Source organism: Microbacterium candidum, assembly GCF_030315975.1.
Lineage (GTDB): Bacteria > Actinomycetota > Actinomycetes > Actinomycetales > Microbacteriaceae > Microbacterium > Microbacterium candidum.
In genome coordinates, this window is record NZ_JASXSZ010000001.1 from 971,127 (window position 1) to 991,188 (window position 20,062).

Genomic DNA, 20,062 nt, shown 5'->3' on the forward strand with positions numbered 1-20,062 from the left:
TCATGTCGTCACAACCTTAGGAGGTCATCATGAATATTGACGTCATGACGGCGACGGTGTGTGTTGTCGCCTCGGTCTGCACCGCCTGCCTCGTCAGCGTGGTTCCGCTCGTCGCCATGGAAGCCTCGCGCCGCAGCGGCAGGGGGATGATGCGCGTCACCGGTTGCGCGATCCTCCTGGTGCTGCTCGCGTTCGTCGCCTTCGCGGCGCTTGGCACCGAAGCTACAAGGTACTTCGTCAACGCATGATCACCGGAAGTTCGACGGCTCGACGAGTGCCGGCCCTTGGTGTCATCGCGAGATGCCAAGGTCAGGCTGCACAGGAATGACGACAGGCGCCGCAACATCCTCGCGCGGCCGTTCCGCCGCGATCGCGCGCCGCAGCGCGACGATCTGAGTCGCAAGGGTGACTTCGACCGCCGGACGGGCCTGCGAGTCCGCGGGAAGGTTGAGCCGAGGGAGGACCTCGCGGACGGCAACCCGGTGCAGTTCGATGAGGAGTTCGGCGACGGGCGCGGCGGGGCGTCGCGTCGCGAGGGCGTAGTCGGTCATCGCGCGCAGTTCGGAGAGCCACCGCAGCGCGGCCGGGCTCGACATCGACGGCACCTGCCCGCCGACGAGCGCATCGCTCGCGCCCACGAATCCTCCGGGCGCGGACCGCTCGCCATTGAAGATCGCATCGCCGTCCCGACCGAGCACGGTCAGTCGGTCGACGGATGGCGTCGCCTCGAGGTGGCGCACGAGGGCGCGCGTGCCCTCCCATCCGCCCTCGTGCACGCTAACGCTCGTGAAGCGGGACGCCCGTCCATCGCGCGCATCCAGGAGGTAGCGGGATGTGGTCGCCAGGAGACTCTCCGCGCGTGGTGTTGCCACGACGACGACCCGCGTCGCGAACCCCTCGCGCGCGAAGAGCTCCGCCGTCGCGACCGCGACCTCCGGATCGTGGAACGTTCCCTCGAGCAGCAGAGATCGTCCTGTCGTGCGCGCGTGCACGATGCAGTCGCGCAGCCATCCGGCCGTTGACTCCGCCAGGATCTGCGGAGCCTCGACAGACCGCGATCGGGTGAGCTCGAGGAAATGCGGATGGAACGCCCGCAGGTCGTCCCCGCTTAGCGCCACCATCCCGGCCGGCGACTCAGCGAGGAGGCGAGTCGTTGCGCGCGACTTGCCGGCGCCGGGCTGTCCGCCGAGCAGCAGGAGCGTCGGGTTATCAGCCCGAGCCATCGCAGGAAAGACGACCGGGACGATCTGCGCCTCGAAGATTCGCCGCCGCTCCGCATCCGACGGCGTGAAGTCGCTCACGGTGCCGCACCCGCAAGATTGGCGACTCGAGCGTCGAAGGTTGCGCGGGCAGCGTCGATCGCCGTACGGTCGTACCCGTCTACGAGGAGCATCTCGCGCCGGATCTCCGCTGCTTCTTCGTTCGCGATCCGCTGCAGCATTGCGCCTTCGTCGGCGAGACGCATCAGCAACGCGATCGCCGTGTTCACAGCTTCGCGCATCGCGTCGTAGGCGACGACGTCATTTGTGCGCCACGCGGAGTGATTGCTGTCCACGGAACCTCCCTCTCGTCGTCAGTTTAGGCGTGGGAGGAAGCGGCTCAGCTGGCGCCGGGCGATGATCCAGCGAAGCACAGACATTGCGATCAACGAGAGCGGCGGGATGCGTCGCACATCACTTCTCAGATCACCGCGGAGTAGATGATCGCCCCGCCGACAACGCCTGCGACGGCCAGTCCGAGCGTTGACCAGACGATGATCCGCGCCCAGTCCACATAGCGACCTGAGCGGGCGCCTGCGCCGAACCCGGCGGCATCCGTCCATGCGACGAACTCCTCGAAACGCATCGTGACTCGCGGTGGGGGAGCGGTGGATCCCGATCTCGGCGGCCGCGTCGGCGCCTGACGTGGCGGAGTTGACGCGTACGAGGGCTGTGGTTTGGGATGGGAGGGCTTGCGGAGCGGATCGCTGGTGTAGCGCACGAGGATGTCACGCGCTTCGCGCGCACTGTTGAACTCGCGGCCAAGCCGTGCTCGATCCGCGGCATCCGCCGAAGGATGCAGATCGGGATGCAGCTCGCGTGCGCGCTGGCGGAACGCATCCCGGATCTCATCGACGGTCGCGCCTGCGGTCACGCCGAGCTGGGCGCGAGCTTCGTCGAGGGTCATGCGACCGCCGTCAGGTAGCGCTGATACTCGCGTCTGAGTCTTTCCTGTCGGCCTCGTTCCGCGACGGTCGCGAAGTGGTCGAGCAACTGCTTCGACCTCCTGGACTTGAGGGTCTCATGGACGATGAGGAATGCGATCGCCGCGACCGCCGCGGAGAACCCGGCGATCCGGAGCGCCGGCGGGTAGCCGAGGACGGGCCCGGCGACCAACGCCACAAGCCACAAGAGCCCGCACCAGTTCGAGAGGCGAGACCAGATGGCGATCGATCCGAAGTAGCTGCCCATCGCCCGGGACCACAGTTTGTTGGGTACCCAGAACCGCCACTCTGCCGGAGCCGCGGTACTGTTCGGGACGGGCGCCCAGCCGGGCGGGGGCTGCCAGAAGGCATTCTCGCGAATCCACTTGTCCGTCGGCGTGGGCCATCCACGCGGCACACGGAAATCTGCCGGCACTCCGGGAACGCGAATTCGCGGCGCTCGTCCGATCAACGTCGTCGTCCTCCCAGGCGCCTCGACTCCGGCTATACGTCACCATCGGTCGATACCCTCAATTGACAGCTTGAAAGGACGCACCCTTGCGACTTGAGGAAATCGCCGCAACCGCACGACTGGCAGGTATCGTGCCCGGGCGGCCCGTGACTGTGCTTGCGGCGCAAATGCACGGCGCGAACGCGGTGGAGGTCACGTACCAGGACGACAACGGCGCGTTGGGCCAGGTGGTGTTGTTCCGGGATGACGAGGCGAAGATCTCGCCGCATCTGGAGTCCGGCCGCCCTTTCGACGCCGACCCGCGAGACTTCCGCCTCGCAGCAGAGGCCCAGCGCATCATGCTCGCCGGGTTGCATGACCCGATGCTCGCGGTTGCCACGAGCGATGTGCAGCCGCTGCCACATCAGATCCGCGCCGTGTACGGCGAGATGCTGCCGCGCACACCGCTGCGCTTCCTCCTCGCCGATGACCCCGGTGCCGGCAAGACGATCATGGCCGGCCTCTACATCAAGGAGCTCATCCTTCGCGACGATGTCCGGACCTGTCTGATTGTCGCACCCGGTGGTCTCGTCGAGCAGTGGCAGGACGAACTCGCGCTCAAGTTCGGCCTGGAGTTCGAGATCCTCGCGCCCGGGGCGGAAGAGCCGATCCCGGGGCGCACAATCTTCGATCAGAAACCGTTGCTGATTGCGCGGATGGACCAGCTCGCCCGTAATGAGGCGCTGCTTGACCAAATTGCGCAAGCCGAATTCGACCTTGTCGTTGTCGACGAAGCGCACAGGATGAGCGCTTCGTGGTGGTCGGGCGAGCTGAAGGCATCCAAGCGCTTCCAACTTGGCGAGCTGCTGAGCGAGCGAGCGCGTCACTTCCTCCTGATGACGGCGACGCCGCACAACGGCAAGGATGAAGATTTCCAGACCTTCCTGTCGCTGCTGGACCGGGACCGATTTGCGGGCCCAGGTGACAAGCGTGCACAGCCGACTTCGCTCGATGGGCTGATGCGCCGCATGGTGAAAGAGCGTCTGGTCACATTCGAAGGGCGACCCCTCTTCCCCGAGCGGGTCGCGCAGACAGCGTCCTACCGGCTGTCTGCGGACGAGCAGTACCTGTACGACGAGGTCACTGAGTACGTGCGAAACGGCATGAACCTCGCTGATCGCCTCGAGGGCAAACGCAAGAACACGGTCGGGTTCGCGCTGACGGTTCTTCAGCGCCGTCTCGCTTCCAGCCCGGAGGCGATCCATCAATCGCTCCGCCGACGCGCGGCTCGACTCGAACGGGCGCGCGTTGATCTGCTCAATGGTGTGCAGCCGACCTCTGGCGATGTTCCGTCGGTGCTCGCCGCGGACGATCCGGATGTCGACGAGCTTGATGCGGCCGAACTCGAGCAGGCTGAAGAGGAGCTCGTGGACTCGGCTACCGCAGCCCGAACGGCCGTCGAACTTGAGACCGAGATTCGTGATCTCCAGCGGCTTGCGGAGATCGCCCGTCGCCTGCTGTATTCACAACAGGATGTGAAGTGGCGTGAACTGCGTGGGGTGATCAATGGCGAAGTGCTCCGGCAGGAGGACGGACGCCCACGCAAACTCATCGTGTTCACCGAGCATCGCGACACGCTCAACTACCTCGAGCGCCGCATTGTCCAGCTGCTGGGGCGGCAGGATGCGGTGGTCGCGATCCATGGCGCCGTGCCGCGTTGGGAGCGGCGTCGGATCACATCGGAGTTCACGACGAATCCGGATGTTCAGATCCTTCTCGCCACCGATGCGGCGGGCGAGGGTCTCAACCTCCAGGCGGCGCATCTGATGGTCAACTACGACCTCCCCTGGAACCCGAACCGCATCGAGCAGCGCTTCGGACGCATCCACCGCATCGGGCAGACGGAAGTCTGTCAGCTCTGGAACCTCGTCGCCGAAGACACCCGTGAGGGCGATGTCTTCATTCGGCTCCTCGACAAGATCGAGGAGCAGAGCCGCGCCTACAACGGTGAGATCTTCAACGTCCTCGGGACATCGCTTGGAGACCTCAACCTCACGCGAGTGATCCGTGATGCGATCCGCTACGGAGAGCAGCCGGAAGTCCGGGAGCGGATGTGGCAGGTGATTGACGAGGGAGTCTCCGCCGGGTTGCAGGAGCTCCTGGACGACGAAGCGCTCGCCAATGAAGTCCTCGCGGCAAGTGACCTCGAGCAGCTCCGTCGGGAGATGGAGGACGCGAAGGCAAGGCGCCTGCAGCCCCATTTCATCCGCGACGCGTTCATTGAAGCTTTCAGCCGACACGGCGGACGGATCGAGCGCCGAGAGCGCGGACGATTCGAGATCACCTTTGTGCCTGCTACGGTGCGCGAGCGCGCGGGGCGAGCGCCCGTCTCCCGCCGATACGAGCGCGTCACTTTCGACGTCACGACGATCGAGCTGCCGGGCGCACCAAGGGCTGAGCTTCTCGCTCCCGGGCATCCGCTCCACGACGCGACGCTCAAGCTCGTTATCGACCGATATGGGCCCCTGCTCGATCGCGGAACCGTTCTCGCTTCGGACACGATCGCCGCGCCCACCCTGTTGATTGGCGTCGTCAACGAGGTGCGGGATGCGATGAACGAGACAGTGAGCAAGCAGTTCGGCTACTCCTTCATCGGTGAAGGTGGAATCTCGTTGGAGGCCGGACCCGCACCATACCTCGACTTCGCGCCGCCCGAGGATGGCGCCGCGACCGCGGTCGGGCTCCCTTGGCTTGCACAACGCGAGAAGGATGCTGTCTCCTGGGTGATCTCGGCGCAGCTGCCTGTGTTCGCTTCCGACGCCATCGCCCGGCGGACGTTGGAGTTCGAACGCGTTCGCGAGCGCGTCATTACCAGGCTGACCGGCGAAGCTAACCGCCTTTACACCGAGGCACTGAAAGCCGATGCGAACGTCCAGGCAGGCAAGCGCGTCCGGTACTCGAGCGAGACACTGCGTCGTCGTGCTGAGGAGCTTGAGGAGCGCCGCGCGACCCGGGTTGCGATGATCGACCGCCAGCTCGCCATGTCACCCGTGTCCCCGCGGATCACGGCAATTGCGCTCGTAGTCCCGTCGACGCCCACTTCCTCGCCGGCACCCACCGTGGATGCTGAAGCGCGGGCCCGCGTCGAAAGACGCGGGGTGGATGCCGTGCTCGCCGCCGAGATGCGGCTCGGTCGGGTCCCGCACGAGCAGGCACACAACAACCCCGGCTTCGATGTGCTGTCGTACCCTACCGACGGGGCCGGTGTCCGCATCGAAGTGAAGGCACGCATCGAAGGTGCCGACACGTTCACGATCACACGCACCGAAGTTCTGACCGCGCTGAACACGGCGCCCGACCATCGGCTCGCACTCGTCAAGGTCAGTGCCCTCGGCTCCGAGCGCGATGAGGTTCGCTACATAGGCGACGCCTTCAACGGCATCGAGCCCAGTTGGCTCACCGACTTCAATGTGGTCTCTCAGAACCTCTCATGGGATGACTGGTGGACCCGCGGCAGGGATCCGTTCTAGTCTCGCCCGCGGAACGATACGACACTCCGAGCAGGCCCTCGACATGTGACATACCGTGGAATATGCTCAGAGACATGTCACATCTGAGTCCCGAGACGCTGGCGCAGCTGAAAGACGTCGCCTTCGAGGTACGTGAGGTGTTCGGTGAGCGCGGGTATCGCATCTCTAGCGCGATCAGGCAGGACCGTGCGTTTCACACGTCATCGCGGCCTCGCTCCGAACTCACGAGGAGCCTTGTGTCCGACGCAGTAAGGGCTGGTGCGGCCCGTGTCGGCATGGACTTTGAACTCGCGCGAGGTGGCGCGGTACAGATCCGCGTCGACGCAGGGTCTCGTTACCAGATCGTCCGCGTGAAGAGAGCGACGCGCCTGATGACCGGCGAGCCGGTGATCGTCGCGAACAGCGCATCCTCTTGGGGAGCGATCAACGAAGAGTTGCTCTGGCCGGAGGAGCCGTGGGTGTTCGGTTACGTAGCGGAAGGGGACTGGATCGAGGAGCTGTTTGTTGCTGAAGTCCTCGGTGTCACCCCAGGCGCACCGGGGCGCCTGATTCTTGGTGCGGAGACTGTACTGGGCGAAGGAAACGGGCCTTCTAGTGGCGGAGGATTCCGCGGTGACCATGGTGAGGAACTTCCTGGGTTCGAGGATGACGACGAATCTGACGGCGAAGCCGATGCCGGGAATTGGTAATGGGAGCGAGCGGAGAATCGGGAAGGAGAGCGGAAATGTCTGACTCCGAACCGGTTGGCGAGCCTGTGCGTCGCCTTCGGATCGCGCTCGGGATGAGTCAGACGGAGCTAGCGGAGCGCGCTGGAGTATCGGCCGGCGCGATGTCCATGATCGAGACGAATCGTCTGTCCGCGACATCCGAAGTCATCGAGTCGCTCGCTGACGTCCTGGATTGCACCCCCGCCTACCTTCGCGGTGCGCCTCATGAAGCTGTGGTCGGACGGCCGTGGCTCCGCGCATACGCGGACGCGCCAAGTCGGGTGGTCGAGCGAGTTCTTTCCGACAGCGTGACCGCGGTCTCTGCGGCTGAGGCGCTCAAGCTGCGGTTCGTCGCCGACGATGTTCCGGCCTTCGATGGAGACTTGAACGACGACGACGAGATTGAAGAATTCGCGACCCTTGTTCGCGTCCAAGCGGGAGTCACAGAGGACGCGGTGATCGGCAATGCGATCCGAGCCGCCGAGCGCCTTGGATGCGTCGTGTTGCCGATGGACAGCGAACTTGGGCGGCATCTTGGCATTTCGACGCGCGTGAACAGCGTTCCCGTCATTCGAGTGAGTAGACCTGGAAGCGCGGATGGGCGTGGCGTACCGGGAGATCGTCAGCGATTCACCGTGGCCCACGAACTCGGGCACCTCGCGCTACATCATGCGCGTAGGCCACCTGACTCAGCGTCAGATGCCGCCAAGATCGAGAAACAAGCTCATCGGTTTGCCGCAGCTTTCCTCGCGCCAGCTGAACCGCTCCTGACTGACTTCGATCGGCTTGGCGGACGCGCAACACTCAGCGTGCTCGCCGAACTGAAGGAAGTTTGGGGGATCGCGATCAAGGCGCTTGTGCTGCGCCTCCGGCACCTTTCTGTCATCGACGATGATCACGCACGCAGTCTCTATAAGCAGATATCCGCACGAGGGTGGAATAAGAACGAACCTGTCCCGGTTGCCACCGAGTCGGCGGTCTGGCTGCAGAAGGCGCTAAAGCAACGCTTTGGTGGCGTCGGTGATCCGACGGACCGTGCCTGTGTGGAACTGGGTCTCGGCCGCGGCCACTTTGAACGATGGATCACGTGGTCAGTCGCGGCTGAACAACACCAGAGCGTGGCCCCAGTCGTCGACTTCACCAGGCGGGAGAGTTCTGGGTCGGAAGGGCGTCAGCGCCAAGGCGACGCGACGATCACACGACTTCCCGTGCGCAGATAGGCCAGACCCGTGCAGAAGCGACGTCAGACCCTTCTCTTTCGTGACACGGCGGTGGAGTCGTTGACGCTGTCGATCGAGCTGTATAACCGACCCTCGCCTATTGGCCGCAACCATGCTGTGCCGATCCTGCTCGGGCACGGGTTCGAGATGTTGTTGAAGGCTGTCATCTTCCAGATTCGGGGCACAGTCCGCGAGCCGGGGGAGGACAAGAACAGTCACAGCCTCGGCAAGTGCATCGCGATCGCCAAAGACGACCTTGAGATCATCTCCGCCGACGAACACGCCCTCCTCGCCACGGTTAAGCAGGACCGCGACATGGCAACGCATGACACCCTCGAGATCGGCGAGCAGCTCTTCTGGGTTCGACTTCGCTCGGCGATTACGCTGTTTCGGCGTGTGCTCAAGGACTCCCTCGATGACGACCTCTCCGTCCTGATGCCTGCGCGGGTGCTCCCCGTGAGCACCGAACCGGTGACGGACATGCATGCACTAGTCGAGGATGAGATTCGAGCCGTGCTATCTCTGCTGGCGCCCAACACGCGGAAGGGACCGGAGGCGCGTGCACGCATCCGCCCGTTGCTCAGCCTTGACGGTGCGGCGACAGGTCGAATGGACCCTCCTTCAGAGGCCGAGGTTGCGAAAGCGGAGAAGCTTCTACGCGCTGGCGGTGACTGGCGGCGCGTCCTGCCGGGCCTGGCGACGCTGAGCTTCGACCCAGTTTCGCCCGAGACGGGCGCGCAGGAGATCGTGTTGCGTGTAGGCAAAGCCGCCGACGCCATACCGGTACGGGCGGCCAAACCCGGTGAAGAAGCTCTCGCCTACCGGCGCATGGACCCGCAACGCGAGTTCGGCATCCAGCTCACACAGTTCGGTGCAAAGCTAGGGCTGACCCGTCAGCAGGGGTACGCGATCATCTGGAAGCTTGATCTGAAGAGCGATGATCGCGCCTACTACGCAATGACCAGTCAGCTTGGAAACATCCAGTTCCAGGGTCTCAGCGCGAGAGCGCTTGAACTGGCGAAGCGGGCGATTGAGGGCGGGCTCGTGGTTGAGGACGCCACTCGCGAGTTCAACGCGTCCCAGCGGCAAGCTCGGGTGACGACATCGGCTGCCAAGGCGCAGTGACGTCGCACGCCGTGGATAGGCTGAAACGCCCGCGATCTCTGTGCGGGGCGTGCATCATATGACGGAGGTCGACGCGTGGCACCGAAACGCAAGCTGATTGAGGTCTCGATCCCGCTCGACGAAATCAACAAGCAGTCGGCGCGCGAGAAGTCGATACGTCACGGGCACCCGAGCACGCTGCACCTTTGGTGGGCGCGGCGACCACTGGCGACGGCGCGGGCGGTACTGTTTGCGCAGCTCGTTGATGACCCTTCTGTGCGAGAGGACGAGTTCATCGCCGAGGCGCGGCAGAAGGGGTACGAAGACCCCGAAGGCTGGGCCGGCCACCGCATCAAGCAGGAGCGTGAGCGCCTTTTCGACCTCATCACGCGCATGGTCGATTGGGACAATCTGGGCGACGAGGCCCTGTTCGACGCCGTCCGTGCCGAGATCATGAAGTCCACGAACGGTAACCCGCCCGCAATCCTCGACCCGTTCGCAGGCGGAGGCACGATCCCGCTGGAGGCGCAACGCCTCGGGCTAGAGGCCCACGCGAGCGACCTCAATCCCGTCGCGGTGCTCATCAACAAGGCGCTCATCGAGATCCCACCGAAGTTCGCCGGGCGCGAGCCGGTGTTTCCCGGTGCTGCAGGCACTCGCACCAACTGGCCGAAGGCGACGGGTCTTGCGGAAGACGTGCGACGGTACGGTGACTGGATGCGGGACGAGGCGCAGAAGCGCATCGGTCATCTCTACCCGAAGGCGACACTCCCCGGCGGCGGTGAAGCGACTGTCATCGCTTGGATCTGGGCGCGCACCGTCTCCTGCCCGAACCCGGCGTGCGGCATCGAGATGCCCCTCGTGCGGTCATGGTGGCTGGGCAAGAAGAAGGGCAAGGAGGCGTACATCGTGCCGCGGGTGGTCGGCTCGCGCGTGGAGTACGGAATGGGGCATAGCGCGGAGGATGCGCCCGCGGGTGACACGGATGGCACCGTTGGCCGCACCGGAGCAACTTGCATCTCGTGCGGCGCGGCGGTTGACCTGTCTTATGTTCGAGCCGAGGGGCGGGCAGGGCGGCTTGGACGCGACCTGATTGCAATCGTCGCCGAGGGAGGCCGTGCACGCACCTATCTCCCACCGAACGCTTCGCATCGCGCTGCCGCTGAGGTGGATCGACCTGATGAGTTGCCCGAAGGTGCGATTGCCGAACAGGCGCTCGGTTTTCGTGTGCAGGCTTACGGGCTCACGGAATGGGCCGATCTGTTCACGAATCGCCAGCTCGTGACCCTCACGACGCTCAGCGACATCGTCAGCGCAGTCAGAGACCGCGCTCTTGGAGACGCTCAGCTCGCACTCGCAGGAGTAGGCGAACGGTTGGAGACTGGCGGTTCAGGCGCGGCAGCTTACGCAGACGCGGTTGCGACCTATCTGGCTCTCGCCCTTTCGCGGATGAGCGACCGGCACTCATTGCTGACCACTTGGGATTCCGGCCCCAAGAAGGAATACGAACGGAGCGTCTTCTCGAGACCGGCCGTTCAGATGACCTGGGACTTCACCGAGTCCAACCCTCTAGGAGGAGCAGGCGCGAGCTTCGACGCCAGTCTCGCTTGGCTGGTCAAAGCAGTGGAGCGCCTCCCGGGACATAACCGCGGGGTCGTTGACGCTGCCGACGCCGCAGCAAGAAACTTCGATTCGCTTCTTATATCAACCGACCCGCCCTACTACGACAACATTGGCTACTCGGACTTGTCGGACTACTTCTATGTTTGGCTCCGACGGTCGCTGCGGGACATCCATCCAGGCCTGTTCAGCACGATCCTGGTTCCGAAGGCTGAAGAGCTCGTAGCAAATCCGTATCGACACGACGGGGCGGACGGCGCCAGGCGATTCTTCGAACATGGCTTTGAGCAAGTTTTCGCACGAGCACGACACTCAACTTCGGGCGACTACCCGATAGCCGTCTACTATGCCTTCAAGCAGTCCGAGACGGACGAAGGGGGCGATGCTTCCACGGGGTGGGAGACGATACTCGGCTCGATGGTGCGGGCCGGATGGCAAGTTACCGCGACGTGGCCGATGCGGTCGGAATTGGCTACCCGCATTCGCAATATTGGTAGCAATGCCCTCGCGACATCTGTTGTGCTCTCCCTACGACCACGCCCCGAAGGCGCTCCAATTACTGACCGGCGTGGTTTCATCGCTGCCATGAAGCGCGAGCTTGGCCCGGCGCTGCGCGAATTGCAGCAGGGCGGGATCGCGCCGGTTGACCTTCCGCAGTCGGCCATCGGGCCCGGCATGGCAGTGTTCTCGCGGTACGCGAGGGTCATCGAGTCCGACGGCTCGGAGATGACGGTGCGCTCCGCGCTCGCACGTATCAACGAGGTGCTGGACGAGCTGCTGACCGAACAGGAGGGCGACTTTGATCCGACGACGAGATTCGCCATCGCCTGGTATCGGAGTAACGGCTATGACGCCGGGGCGTTCGGCGACGCCGAGAACCTGGCACGAGCCCGAGCGACGGCAGTCTCGGCGATGGAGCGCGGAGGCATCTTGAGCGCCCGCGCGGGCAGGGTGCAGCTCTACCGTCCCGTCGACCTGCCCGACGACTACGACGTGACGACTGATCAGCGCACCTCGGCGTGGGAGGCGCTCCAGCACACCATCCGCATCCAGGAGGCCGAGGGCATCCCGGCTGCGGGCGCGTTCCTGCACGACGCAAGCCGCCGATCCGACGGCGCGGTCGACCTCGACCTCGTGAAGGAGTTGGCGTACCTGCTGTTCCAGGTCGCCGAGAAGAACGGCTGGACGAAGGACGCTATCTCGTTTAACGGCATCGCCACCTCCTGGTCGGAGCTGCTCGACTCCAGGCGCACGGCCATGCCGGTCAGTATCGCGGCGACCCTTGACTTCGACACACTCAACGAGTAGGACGCGCAAATCGCCTAATCACACTGATTCCGCATTGTCACGTACATGTCGGGGAAGGCCTCGACGAACTGGAGGTAGTCAAGCCCGTACACGGCATCAGCGACAGGGAGCGAACCGACCAAATCGATGCCGTCGAGCGTGGCCGCAAGCTTGAGGTTGGCATCGGCAGTCAGTGACACGCCTACCTCTCCCAGCTCTAAGACGTAGTTGTACCCGTTGTGAATGTCCCGCCCAATCTGTGCGGCGCGCTCCACCCACCTCGCGCTAGCGTTGGCGCATCTCGTGAAGCCTGCAAGACCGATGACTTTGCCGCCGTCGGTGATTCTGTCGGTTACGACGCGCTGGTCAGCTGCCGGCACATCCTTCGTCTTGCGTGTGAACAGGTTTCGGACGTACTGATCTGCCGGTGGCGCGTCCGCTGCAACCCTTTCGTCCCACCGCGTCGCGAGGTCCGGGAGAGTGCTGGCGTTCGTGAAGTGCTCCAGAGGGCGATGCAGGACCGTTCCGCCGCCCTGTGGTACCTCGGCGAACGCGAAGTCGAGACGCACTGTACTTGAACGCGCAAGGCGTGGCTCAATGTCGGTGAAGAAGCGTTCCGCGTCGAAGAGGGTCTCGAGCACGGAACGGCATTGCACGGACCGCCGATAGCCGTCCTGCGCCTCACCGCGTGCGCGCTTCTGGCGATCAGTGGCTGTGGTTTTCACCTCGAGGTACCCGGGGGGAAGGGCGTCAAAGCTGGCCCAGTGCCACAGGGTGCGGATCACCTGGCCGCCATCGGTGAGCGGGACGCTGTGGAGCCGTTTCTCCACAAGGAGGTCATCGAAGGTCACGATCGCGTGGGTCTCACAATTGCGGATGAGCTCGAGTCCCATCACGACGAGGCCGCCCGGAGTTGTTGCACGAGAGGTGCGGTAGGTGTCCGGGAGGGAGGCCTGGAACACCGACTCGTCGAGGATGTTCACGATCATGCATGCGTTCGCCGCTTCGATCAATGCTGCCTCTTTGTCCTCGATCGTCGCGTACCAGTAGGTGAGGATCGCTCGTCGTAGGGCTCTCATGTAGCGTCTTGCCTTCGCAAAGGCGAGGTCATCGAGACCGTCAACTTTCTCGTCCATCGGCATCCCTTCCCCACAGCTTCGGGCAACCACGAATCGCAGCAGCCCGGCCTGGATCACCCGACGCTGTCGTAGACGCCCAGTAGCCTAATCTGCGGGGGGCATATCCAAATGGCGACTACCAACCGTGACCGCATTGGGCGGATGTTCGAGATCCTTGCGGAGGCGCTTGACGCGTTCATCTCGGAGACGCTGGCGCCGGAGATCGGCGATTCCGACTGGGCGCTCGTCGTCAAGTTGGCCGATGAGGCCAAGGGCATCAACGTCGTTGGCAAGGAGTACAGCCGCGAAGACCCGCAGGTGCAGCTCCGCATGCTCACGGAGGGGATCACGGGCCGTGTGAAGCACGGCTGGTACCCGTTCAAGGGCATCATCACGCACGAGCTCGAGGCGTACGCGAGTCTCCTGCGTGCCGTGCGCAACGACTGGGCGCACAACAAGAGCTTCGACGACGACGCGGCGCTCCGAGCGCTTGATTACTCGCGGCTCCTCCTCGCAGCAATCGGCCAGGGATACGCGGCCGACAAGGTGGATGCGATTCGGCTTGACCTGCGGCGGATCGCGACGGGCAAGCAGGATTCGCGCGCGCTGAAGTCCTCGTCGGTCGTGCCGGGCGCATCGGGTTTGGCACCGTGGCGGCAGGTGTTGAAGCCGCGCGACGAGGTGGCGACCGGCAACTTCCAGTCCAGCGAGTTCGCCGCCGACCTGTACAAGGTCGCCCGAGACCCCGCGGCGACGAGCGGGGAGTATTCCGACCCGGCGCAGTTCTTTGCCCGCACCTATCTGACGGAGGGTCTGCGCGACCTCATCGGCCGCGCCGTGAAGCGCCTGGCTGGGGATGCGAATGCCTCGCCTGTGGTGAACCTCCAGACGAACTTCGGTGGCGGCAAGTCGCACTCGATGCTCGCGCTGTGGCACCTGGCCGGTGGTCTGCCGCTGAGCCGATTCCCGCAGGAGGCGCAGGAACTCCTGACTGCGAACGGGTACCCGGCCCAAGGCATCACGGCCGGCCGGGTCGCTCTGGTCGGCAACCATTTCGCACCGCAAGGCGAGACGAAGGGCGACGGCACCCGCGTGAACACGCTGTGGGGTGAGCTCGCCTGGCAGCTTGGCGGGCGCGAGGCGTTTGAGATCGTGCGAGAGCACGACGAGAAGCGCACCAACCCGGGCGGTGACCTGCATGTGCTTCTGGCGACGTACGCGCCCGCGGTCATCCTGATCGACGAGTGGGTTGCGTACGCGCGACAGCTGTATGGCCGCGAGGATCTCGCGGGCGGCACCTTCGACACGCAGTTCACGTTCGCGCAGTCGCTGACCGAGGCTGCGAAGTCGATCCCCGGCGTGCTGCTGGCAATCTCGATCCCCGCCTCACATGACGGTGACGACAGTGGCGAGGTTGCAGGTGCGGCTGAGGAGGTCGGTGGGTCGAACGGTATGGAGGCGCTCAAGCGGCTTCAGAACGTTGTGCGCCGGGTGGCCGATCAGTGGCGGCCAGCCTCGAGTGACGAGGCGTACCGGATCGTGAAGCAGCGCCTGTTTGAGTCGGAGGATGCGCAGGCGCTCGCACAGATCTCGGCGACCGCGAAGGCGTTCAGCGAGTTCTACCAGGCCAATGCGACTGAGTTCCCGAAGGAGGCTCGAGACCCGCAGTACGGGCGGCGCATCGAGCAGACCTACCCGCTGCATCCGGAGCTGTTCGACCGCCTCTATGAGGACTGGTCATCGCTGGAGCGGTTCCAGCGCACCCGTGGTGTGCTGAGGCTCATGAACACCGTCATCCACGCCCTTTGGGTTGGTGAGGACCAGGGGCCGCTTATCCTGCCCGGTTCCATCCCGCTGTCGGTCGCGTCGGTGAACGCCGAGCTGACGCAGTACCTCCAGGACTCGTGGAAGGCCGTCATCGACGCTGACGTGGACGGGGTCAACTCCGAGCCCGCCCGCATCGACAATGACAAGCCGGTGCTCGGGCAGCGGTCGGCGACCAAACGCCTGGCCCGCACTGTGTTCTTCGGCGCAGCGCCGACGATCGGCACCGCACACAAGGGCATCGATACGCAGCGGGTGTTCATCGGCACAGCGGTGCCCGGCGACGTTGTCGGCAACTTCCACTCGGCATTGACCCAGCTCGGTGATCGTACGACGTACTACTACTCGTCGGCAGGTAAGCACTGGTATGACACCCAGGCGAACATCACGCGCAGGGCGAAGGATGCCGCAGACGCGCTGCACCCCGAGGACGTGTGGGCCGAGATCGTGCGACGGCTCCGCGCCGAGGAGCGGGCGCGATCGGACTTCGCGGGAGTGCACGTCGGCCCCACCGATTCGGGCGACATCCCGGACACGGACCAGGCCCGGCTCGTCATCCTGCACCCGCGGTATCCGCACCGCCGGAAGAAGGACGACTCGCCCGCCCGTGTCTTCGCCCAGCAAGCGACCGAGCGCCGCGGGACCGCGAACCGCGCGAACCGGAACATGGTCGTCTTCCTCGCTCCGGATGAGGAGCGCCTCGCGGAACTTGACCAGGCCGCCCGGGCGTTCCTGGCCTGGAAGGAGATCGTCGACAAGTCGAACGAGCTCAACCTGACGCCGCAGCAACTCGCGCAGGCCACCGACAAGCGTGACCAGTTCGGCCGCACCGTCGACGACCGTCTCGCGTTGACATACCAGTGGGTACTGAACCCCGTTGCTCCGGATCCCGGTTCGCCGTTCGAGCTAGAGGAGGTCAAGGCTGACGGGCAGGCTGGCTCGCTCGCTGAGCGCGTCGCCAAGAAGCTTGGCGGCGCAGGTGCCTACTCCACCCAACACGCGGCACGATCCATCCGCCTCGCACTGGACACGAAGGTGCCCGCAGCATGGTCGACCGGTCACATCACCGTCGGCGACCTGTGGAGCCTGTACGCGCAGTACCCGTACATGCCGCGACTGCGCTCGCGCGAGGTGCTGATCGACGCCGTCGACAACCAGCCCCTTCTCTGGCAGAGCGAGAGCTTCGCACTCGCCGACGGCTGCGACGAGGCGACCAAGCACTACAGCGGGCTCTGGCTGCCCGGCGAATCGGGCCGGGCGCCCGTCACCGATGCGACGCTGATCGTCAAGCCTGCACTGGCCGAGGCTCAGCGCGCCAAGGATGTGGCGACAATAGCGACGCCGGGCGGTGCGACTGCGTCAGGCGCGGACACTCCGGCTGGTGGGACATCGTTCGCAGGGGGCGCCACGATCACGGTGGCGCCCCTCCCCACGAAGAAGCCTGCGGTGACCCGGTACGTCGGGAGCGCGCCGATCAGCGCCGAACGGTACTCCGCCGACTTCGCCAAGATCGCCACTGAGGTGCTCGCCAACCTCGCGGCATCCGGAGCGAAACTCACGATCTCACTGTCTGTCGACGCCATCCATCCTGACGGCTTCACCGAGCAGCAGCTTCGCACCATCCGCGAGAACGCCACCACCCTGAAGTTCACCACCAACGAGTTCGAGGCAGAGTAGAGATCGATGTTCGGCTTTGCGTTTTCCGGTCCTGGAGACCTGGCGACGTGGGTCTCGGTTGTCTTCACCCTGATCGCTGGCGCGTCCGCAGCGATCGCGTTCGTCATGTTGCGGCGCCGTGAGCGTCGACAGGCGCTTACCGACCTGCATGCATCACTCACCTCAGGTGAAACCGCGCGGGCGCGGAACACAATCGGCACCCTGCTGTACTCGAATGAAGCGGGCGACCAACCGACGCGGACTGAGTCCATCGAGGCGTACTTCGCGCTCATCTGGGCACTCCAGCGCGCGCGCAACGTGTTTCGTACGTATTCGTTGTATTGGCGGGCTCTCGACGCTCCGCAGAGCCGTCTCCACAGCATTGCACCATCGCGTAGCAGCGACGCGAGTCTTGCGCTGACCTGGAACCTCACCGAGATCGCCGAGAACGTTGTCCAATTCCACGATTTGTATAGCGCGAAGTGGGCGATCGAAGACGAGGATGCCTGGGACGACATCGGTACATACGTCAATGCGGAGCGGCTCGGGCGCAGTACTGCACGTCGTTGACTGACTCACCCAACACGGCAGCTCCACGAATCCGGGCGCGTTGCTCCGGGACTGTTATACCTCCGCGATCGCGCCGGAGAAGAGCCGCTCGCGCTCGGACTCGATGACCTCGCGCACAAGTTCGGCCTCGGACACGTCGAACGCTTCGGGTGCGGCTTCTGCGGTCTCGCTGATTGCTGCGAAGTCGGAGAACAGCTCCCGCTTCTTGGCAAGGATCTGCATGATGCGCGTGTCCACGCCCTCTTCGGAGAGGAGCCGATGCACCTGCACGGTGTGGAGCTGGCCCATCCGACGTGCGCGAGCGATGGCTTGCCATTCGGTCGTTGGCTTGAGTTGCGGTTCGCAGATCACGATGACCGACGCGGACTGGATGTTCAGGCCGACGCCCCCGGCGACGATCTGCGATACGAGCACCGCGCCGGCTCCGGCTGCTGAGAACTCGTCCACGATCGTCTGACGCTTCGCAGCAGGGACGGCTCCGGTCAGGGGCCCGAACACCGCACCGGGAAGCGCCGCCGCGACCTCATCGAGAACGTTGAGGTAGTTCGAGAACACGATGACTTTCCGACCGTTGTCCTCGGCCTCCTCGACTACCTCAACGAGGCGTTGGAGCTTCTCGGACTCGTCGCCTTGGAGCATCGCTGCCTGACGCATCGCCTGGAAGTTTCCGGTCATCACCGCATCCCGGTAGGCGATCGCGTCGGCGTGGGAGAGTGGCAACCACTCCTCGACCTCGACGAGTTCGGGAAGCTCGGTGAGGACGTCCTCTTGGTTGCGCCGCAGGTAGGCCGGGGCTACTTGCTGCCGGAACAATCGTGGGCGCAGCTCGCTGGCATCGACGACAAGATCCGGCCGGATGTAGTCGACCAGCGTGCGGAACTCCTCGACGCGGTTCTCGAGCGGGGTACCGCTGAGGAGCACGGCGCGATCTGCTTGGTCGATCACTCGTGCACTCCTCCGGGCGCGGAGTGCGCCCGGGTTCTTGATGTAGTGAGCTTCATCGAGCGCGACGCACGCGAGTTCCTCCACCTGCGCGAGGTGTGGCTCCAACCATCCCAACGATTCATACGTCGTCACTGCGACGCCGCCTTGCCGCTGCCAGGTCTGCAACGCATCGGCGCGGCTCGGGCCATGGAGCCGGTGGGCTCTGAGAGCCGACTTCGCGTGCACCTCTCGTACCCAGTTGGTGACAACCGCGGCCGGGCAGATCACCAGAAAATGGTGTGACCCCTTCGAGCGGAGATGCGCGAACACAGCAAGAGCCTCGATGGTCTTGCCGAGTCCCATTTCATCGCCGATGATGACCTTCCGCTGCACGAGCGCGAACCGTGCCGCGAAGCCCTGATATCCGCGCAGGGAGACGGAAAGGTTCTCCGTCTCCAACTCGAACTCTCGGACGGCGGCCACGATCTCTTCGGGAAGCCCGCCCGCGACGGCATCCTCATCTTCGGTGAGAAAACCCAGTTCCTGCAGCATGGCGAAGTAGTCGGCTGGGCGGGCGAGAAAATCCTGCCAGGGGTCGGAGGGAGTCGAACCTGCCGCAGCGCCGGAGATGCTCTCCGCGCGGTGCACGACTGCGTCCACCGTCGCACTGAACGCATGCGCGCCCGCGCCGAAGACCGCCAGGTGGATCACATGAGAATCGAGCGCGGCTGCCAACGGTCCGAGCGCAACCGCACGCGCGACGTCACCGGTCGCGTTCTTGGTCTTGCGAGACGCGTCCCAGGTTGCCAATTCCCTGACCAGGTCGAAGGTCTGTGGTTTCGGCTTGGCGATGTCGATGCGTACCGGCATCTCCTCGTAGGTGGTCTGCCAGAGCGTCTGGGCGGCACCGCGAATTCGGTGTGCCGATGTGTCGCCGATCCCGGGAATCGAGGCCAAGCGGTCCGCGTAGGTGAACACATCTTGGACGGTCCTGATCCCTGCGTCCGACAACGGAGTAATACGGATCCGCTCACGCGTCGCCTCCCTGAGGCGATCGACTGGCATCTCCGCGATGACCTTCTGCGCCTCCGCTCTCCGGAGTGCGACGCCCGCGTCGACTGCCTGCTGGCGGTAGCGTCCCTCGCTTTCCAGTGCGCCCTGGATCGTCCTCACTGCAGCCGGAAGACCGGTCACGCTCGCACCCGGCACAAGATCTCCGACACCGAGCGATGTGAGCCGCTGCGCGAGGCCGACGACAGGGCGGAGTGCATAGGCGGGAGCCACACCCGGTGCCGGGCTTGCGCGATCGTCGAGCCTCTGCAGAGTCGCTGCGACACCCGAAGTCGCGCCCCACATCTGGTATTCGACAAGGTACCGCCCCGCACGTTCGGCGGTCGCTCTCGACTGCGCGCCACTGAACAGCTTGCGAAAACCGAAGTTCTGCACGGCTTCACTGAGCGCCCGCGGCACCTCGCGAGTGAGCTGGGCGAACAATGCCGCATCCGTACCTGCAATCACGGGGAGCGAGGTCTGCCGGGTCAGCAGACCGAGCTGAGTGCTATCGGTATCCCTCAGCGGCAGGACGGTCCATCGGCTCCCGTTTCGAACCGACACCCCAGTCATGCGGACCTGGAGAGCGCGAAACGCGATGTCGGCCTCAGCTGTGACGCGCGCGCGATGATTGGCGATGGCTGCCGCATGCTTTGACCACGCGCCGACCTCCTCGATCGCCATGCGCAGGCGCTGCAGCTCATCGCGACTCAGGGGCATGTGGTGCTGTTCCTCTCGCCAAGCTCACGATATCGGCCCGCGCCGACGTCGCAGGCGCGCAGTATCGTCGCGGGCATACATTCGGATGCATCGAAAGGA

Annotated in this window: 14 protein-coding genes; 8 read left to right on the forward strand and 6 right to left on the reverse strand. The window is 64.7% G+C overall.

Annotation, left to right across the window (positions count from 1 at the left end; all coding sequences use genetic code 11):
• Positions 1–29 precede the first annotated feature (29 nt).
• Complete coding sequence (locus QSV35_RS04535; protein ID WP_286287142.1) at positions 30–248, forward strand: hypothetical protein; 219 nt, start codon at positions 30–32, stop codon at positions 246–248.
• A gap of 42 nt (positions 249–290) precedes the next feature.
• On the opposite strand, the gene QSV35_RS04540 is transcribed toward QSV35_RS04535, so the two are convergent.
• From QSV35_RS04540 to QSV35_RS04555, 4 genes are all read right to left on the reverse strand, one after another.
• Positions 291–1,301 carry a zeta toxin family protein gene (locus QSV35_RS04540; protein WP_286287144.1) on the reverse strand — a complete coding sequence of 337 codons (1,011 nt, stop codon included), beginning with the start codon at positions 1,299–1,301 and terminating at the stop codon, positions 291–293.
• A complete protein-coding gene (locus tag QSV35_RS04545) occupies positions 1,298–1,555 on the reverse strand; it encodes a hypothetical protein (RefSeq protein WP_286287146.1) in 258 nt (85 codons plus the stop codon). The genes QSV35_RS04540 and QSV35_RS04545 overlap by 4 nt, the downstream gene beginning before the upstream one ends.
• 125 nt (positions 1,556–1,680) lie before the next feature.
• On the reverse strand, positions 1,681–2,166 hold the full coding sequence (locus tag QSV35_RS04550; RefSeq protein WP_286287148.1) for a J domain-containing protein: 486 nt from the start codon (positions 2,164–2,166) through the stop codon (positions 1,681–1,683).
• Positions 2,163–2,450 carry a hypothetical protein gene (locus tag QSV35_RS04555; RefSeq protein WP_286287151.1) on the reverse strand — a complete coding sequence of 96 codons (288 nt, stop codon included), beginning with the start codon at positions 2,448–2,450 and terminating at the stop codon, positions 2,163–2,165. The genes QSV35_RS04550 and QSV35_RS04555 overlap by 4 nt, the downstream gene beginning before the upstream one ends.
• Positions 2,451–2,740: 290 nt before the next feature.
• Here QSV35_RS04555 and QSV35_RS04560 point away from each other — a divergent pair, with 290 nt between their 5' ends.
• From QSV35_RS04560 to QSV35_RS04580, 5 genes are all read left to right on the forward strand, one after another.
• Entirely contained in the window at positions 2,741–6,163 is a 3,423-nt protein-coding gene (locus QSV35_RS04560; RefSeq protein WP_286287152.1) for a helicase-related protein, read from the forward strand.
• A 74-nt stretch (positions 6,164–6,237) separates the two neighbouring features.
• Complete coding sequence (locus QSV35_RS04565; RefSeq protein WP_286287154.1) at positions 6,238–6,852, forward strand: hypothetical protein; 615 nt, start codon at positions 6,238–6,240, stop codon at positions 6,850–6,852.
• Between the two features lie 35 nt (positions 6,853–6,887).
• Complete coding sequence (locus QSV35_RS04570; RefSeq protein WP_286287156.1) at positions 6,888–8,090, forward strand: helix-turn-helix domain-containing protein; 1,203 nt, start codon at positions 6,888–6,890, stop codon at positions 8,088–8,090.
• Between the two features lie 9 nt (positions 8,091–8,099).
• The gene (locus tag QSV35_RS04575) at positions 8,100–9,215 is read left to right on the forward strand and encodes a DUF3644 domain-containing protein (protein WP_286287159.1); all 1,116 of its coding nucleotides are present in this window, start codon (positions 8,100–8,102) and stop codon (positions 9,213–9,215) included.
• A 75-nt stretch (positions 9,216–9,290) separates the two neighbouring features.
• Positions 9,291–12,122 (forward strand): DUF1156 domain-containing protein, encoded by a 2,832-nt coding sequence (locus tag QSV35_RS04580; protein ID WP_286287161.1) that lies wholly within the window; start codon positions 9,291–9,293, stop codon positions 12,120–12,122.
• Between the two features lie 14 nt (positions 12,123–12,136).
• On the opposite strand, the gene QSV35_RS04585 is transcribed toward QSV35_RS04580, so the two are convergent.
• Positions 12,137–13,237 carry a hypothetical protein gene (locus tag QSV35_RS04585; RefSeq protein WP_286287163.1) on the reverse strand — a complete coding sequence of 367 codons (1,101 nt, stop codon included), beginning with the start codon at positions 13,235–13,237 and terminating at the stop codon, positions 12,137–12,139.
• Between the two features lie 144 nt (positions 13,238–13,381).
• Here QSV35_RS04585 and QSV35_RS04590 point away from each other — a divergent pair, with 144 nt between their 5' ends.
• Together QSV35_RS04590 and QSV35_RS04595 are read left to right on the forward strand one after the other, a co-directional pair.
• Positions 13,382–16,720 carry a DUF499 domain-containing protein gene (locus tag QSV35_RS04590; RefSeq protein ID WP_286287166.1) on the forward strand — a complete coding sequence of 1,113 codons (3,339 nt, stop codon included), beginning with the start codon at positions 13,382–13,384 and terminating at the stop codon, positions 16,718–16,720.
• Between the two features lie 6 nt (positions 16,721–16,726).
• Positions 16,727–17,269 (forward strand): hypothetical protein, encoded by a 543-nt coding sequence (locus tag QSV35_RS04595; RefSeq protein ID WP_286287168.1) that lies wholly within the window; start codon positions 16,727–16,729, stop codon positions 17,267–17,269.
• Positions 17,270–17,323: 54 nt separating this feature from the next.
• On the opposite strand, the gene QSV35_RS04600 is transcribed toward QSV35_RS04595, so the two are convergent.
• Positions 17,324–19,963, reverse strand: a complete 2,640-nt coding sequence (locus QSV35_RS04600; protein WP_286287170.1) for a DEAD/DEAH box helicase — start codon at positions 19,961–19,963, stop codon at positions 17,324–17,326.
• Between the last annotated feature and the right edge of the window lie 99 nt (positions 19,964–20,062).

Coding starts and splice junctions, on each gene's coding strand:
- QSV35_RS04535 (WP_286287142.1), top strand. CDS start 30: ATGAATATTGACGTCATGACGGCGACGGTGTGTGTTGTCGCCTCGGTC.
- QSV35_RS04550 (WP_286287148.1), bottom strand. CDS start 2,166: ATGACCCTCGACGAAGCTCGCGCCCAGCTCGGCGTGACCGCAGGCGCG.
- QSV35_RS04555 (WP_286287151.1), bottom strand. CDS start 2,450: ATGGGCAGCTACTTCGGATCGATCGCCATCTGGTCTCGCCTCTCGAAC.
- QSV35_RS04565 (WP_286287154.1), top strand. CDS start 6,238: ATGTCACATCTGAGTCCCGAGACGCTGGCGCAGCTGAAAGACGTCGCC.
- QSV35_RS04570 (WP_286287156.1), top strand. CDS start 6,888: ATGTCTGACTCCGAACCGGTTGGCGAGCCTGTGCGTCGCCTTCGGATC.
- QSV35_RS04585 (WP_286287163.1), bottom strand. CDS start 13,237: ATGGACGAGAAAGTTGACGGTCTCGATGACCTCGCCTTTGCGAAGGCA.
- QSV35_RS04590 (WP_286287166.1), top strand. CDS start 13,382: ATGTTCGAGATCCTTGCGGAGGCGCTTGACGCGTTCATCTCGGAGACG.
- QSV35_RS04595 (WP_286287168.1), top strand. CDS start 16,727: ATGTTCGGCTTTGCGTTTTCCGGTCCTGGAGACCTGGCGACGTGGGTC.
- QSV35_RS04600 (WP_286287170.1), bottom strand. CDS start 19,963: ATGCCCCTGAGTCGCGATGAGCTGCAGCGCCTGCGCATGGCGATCGAG.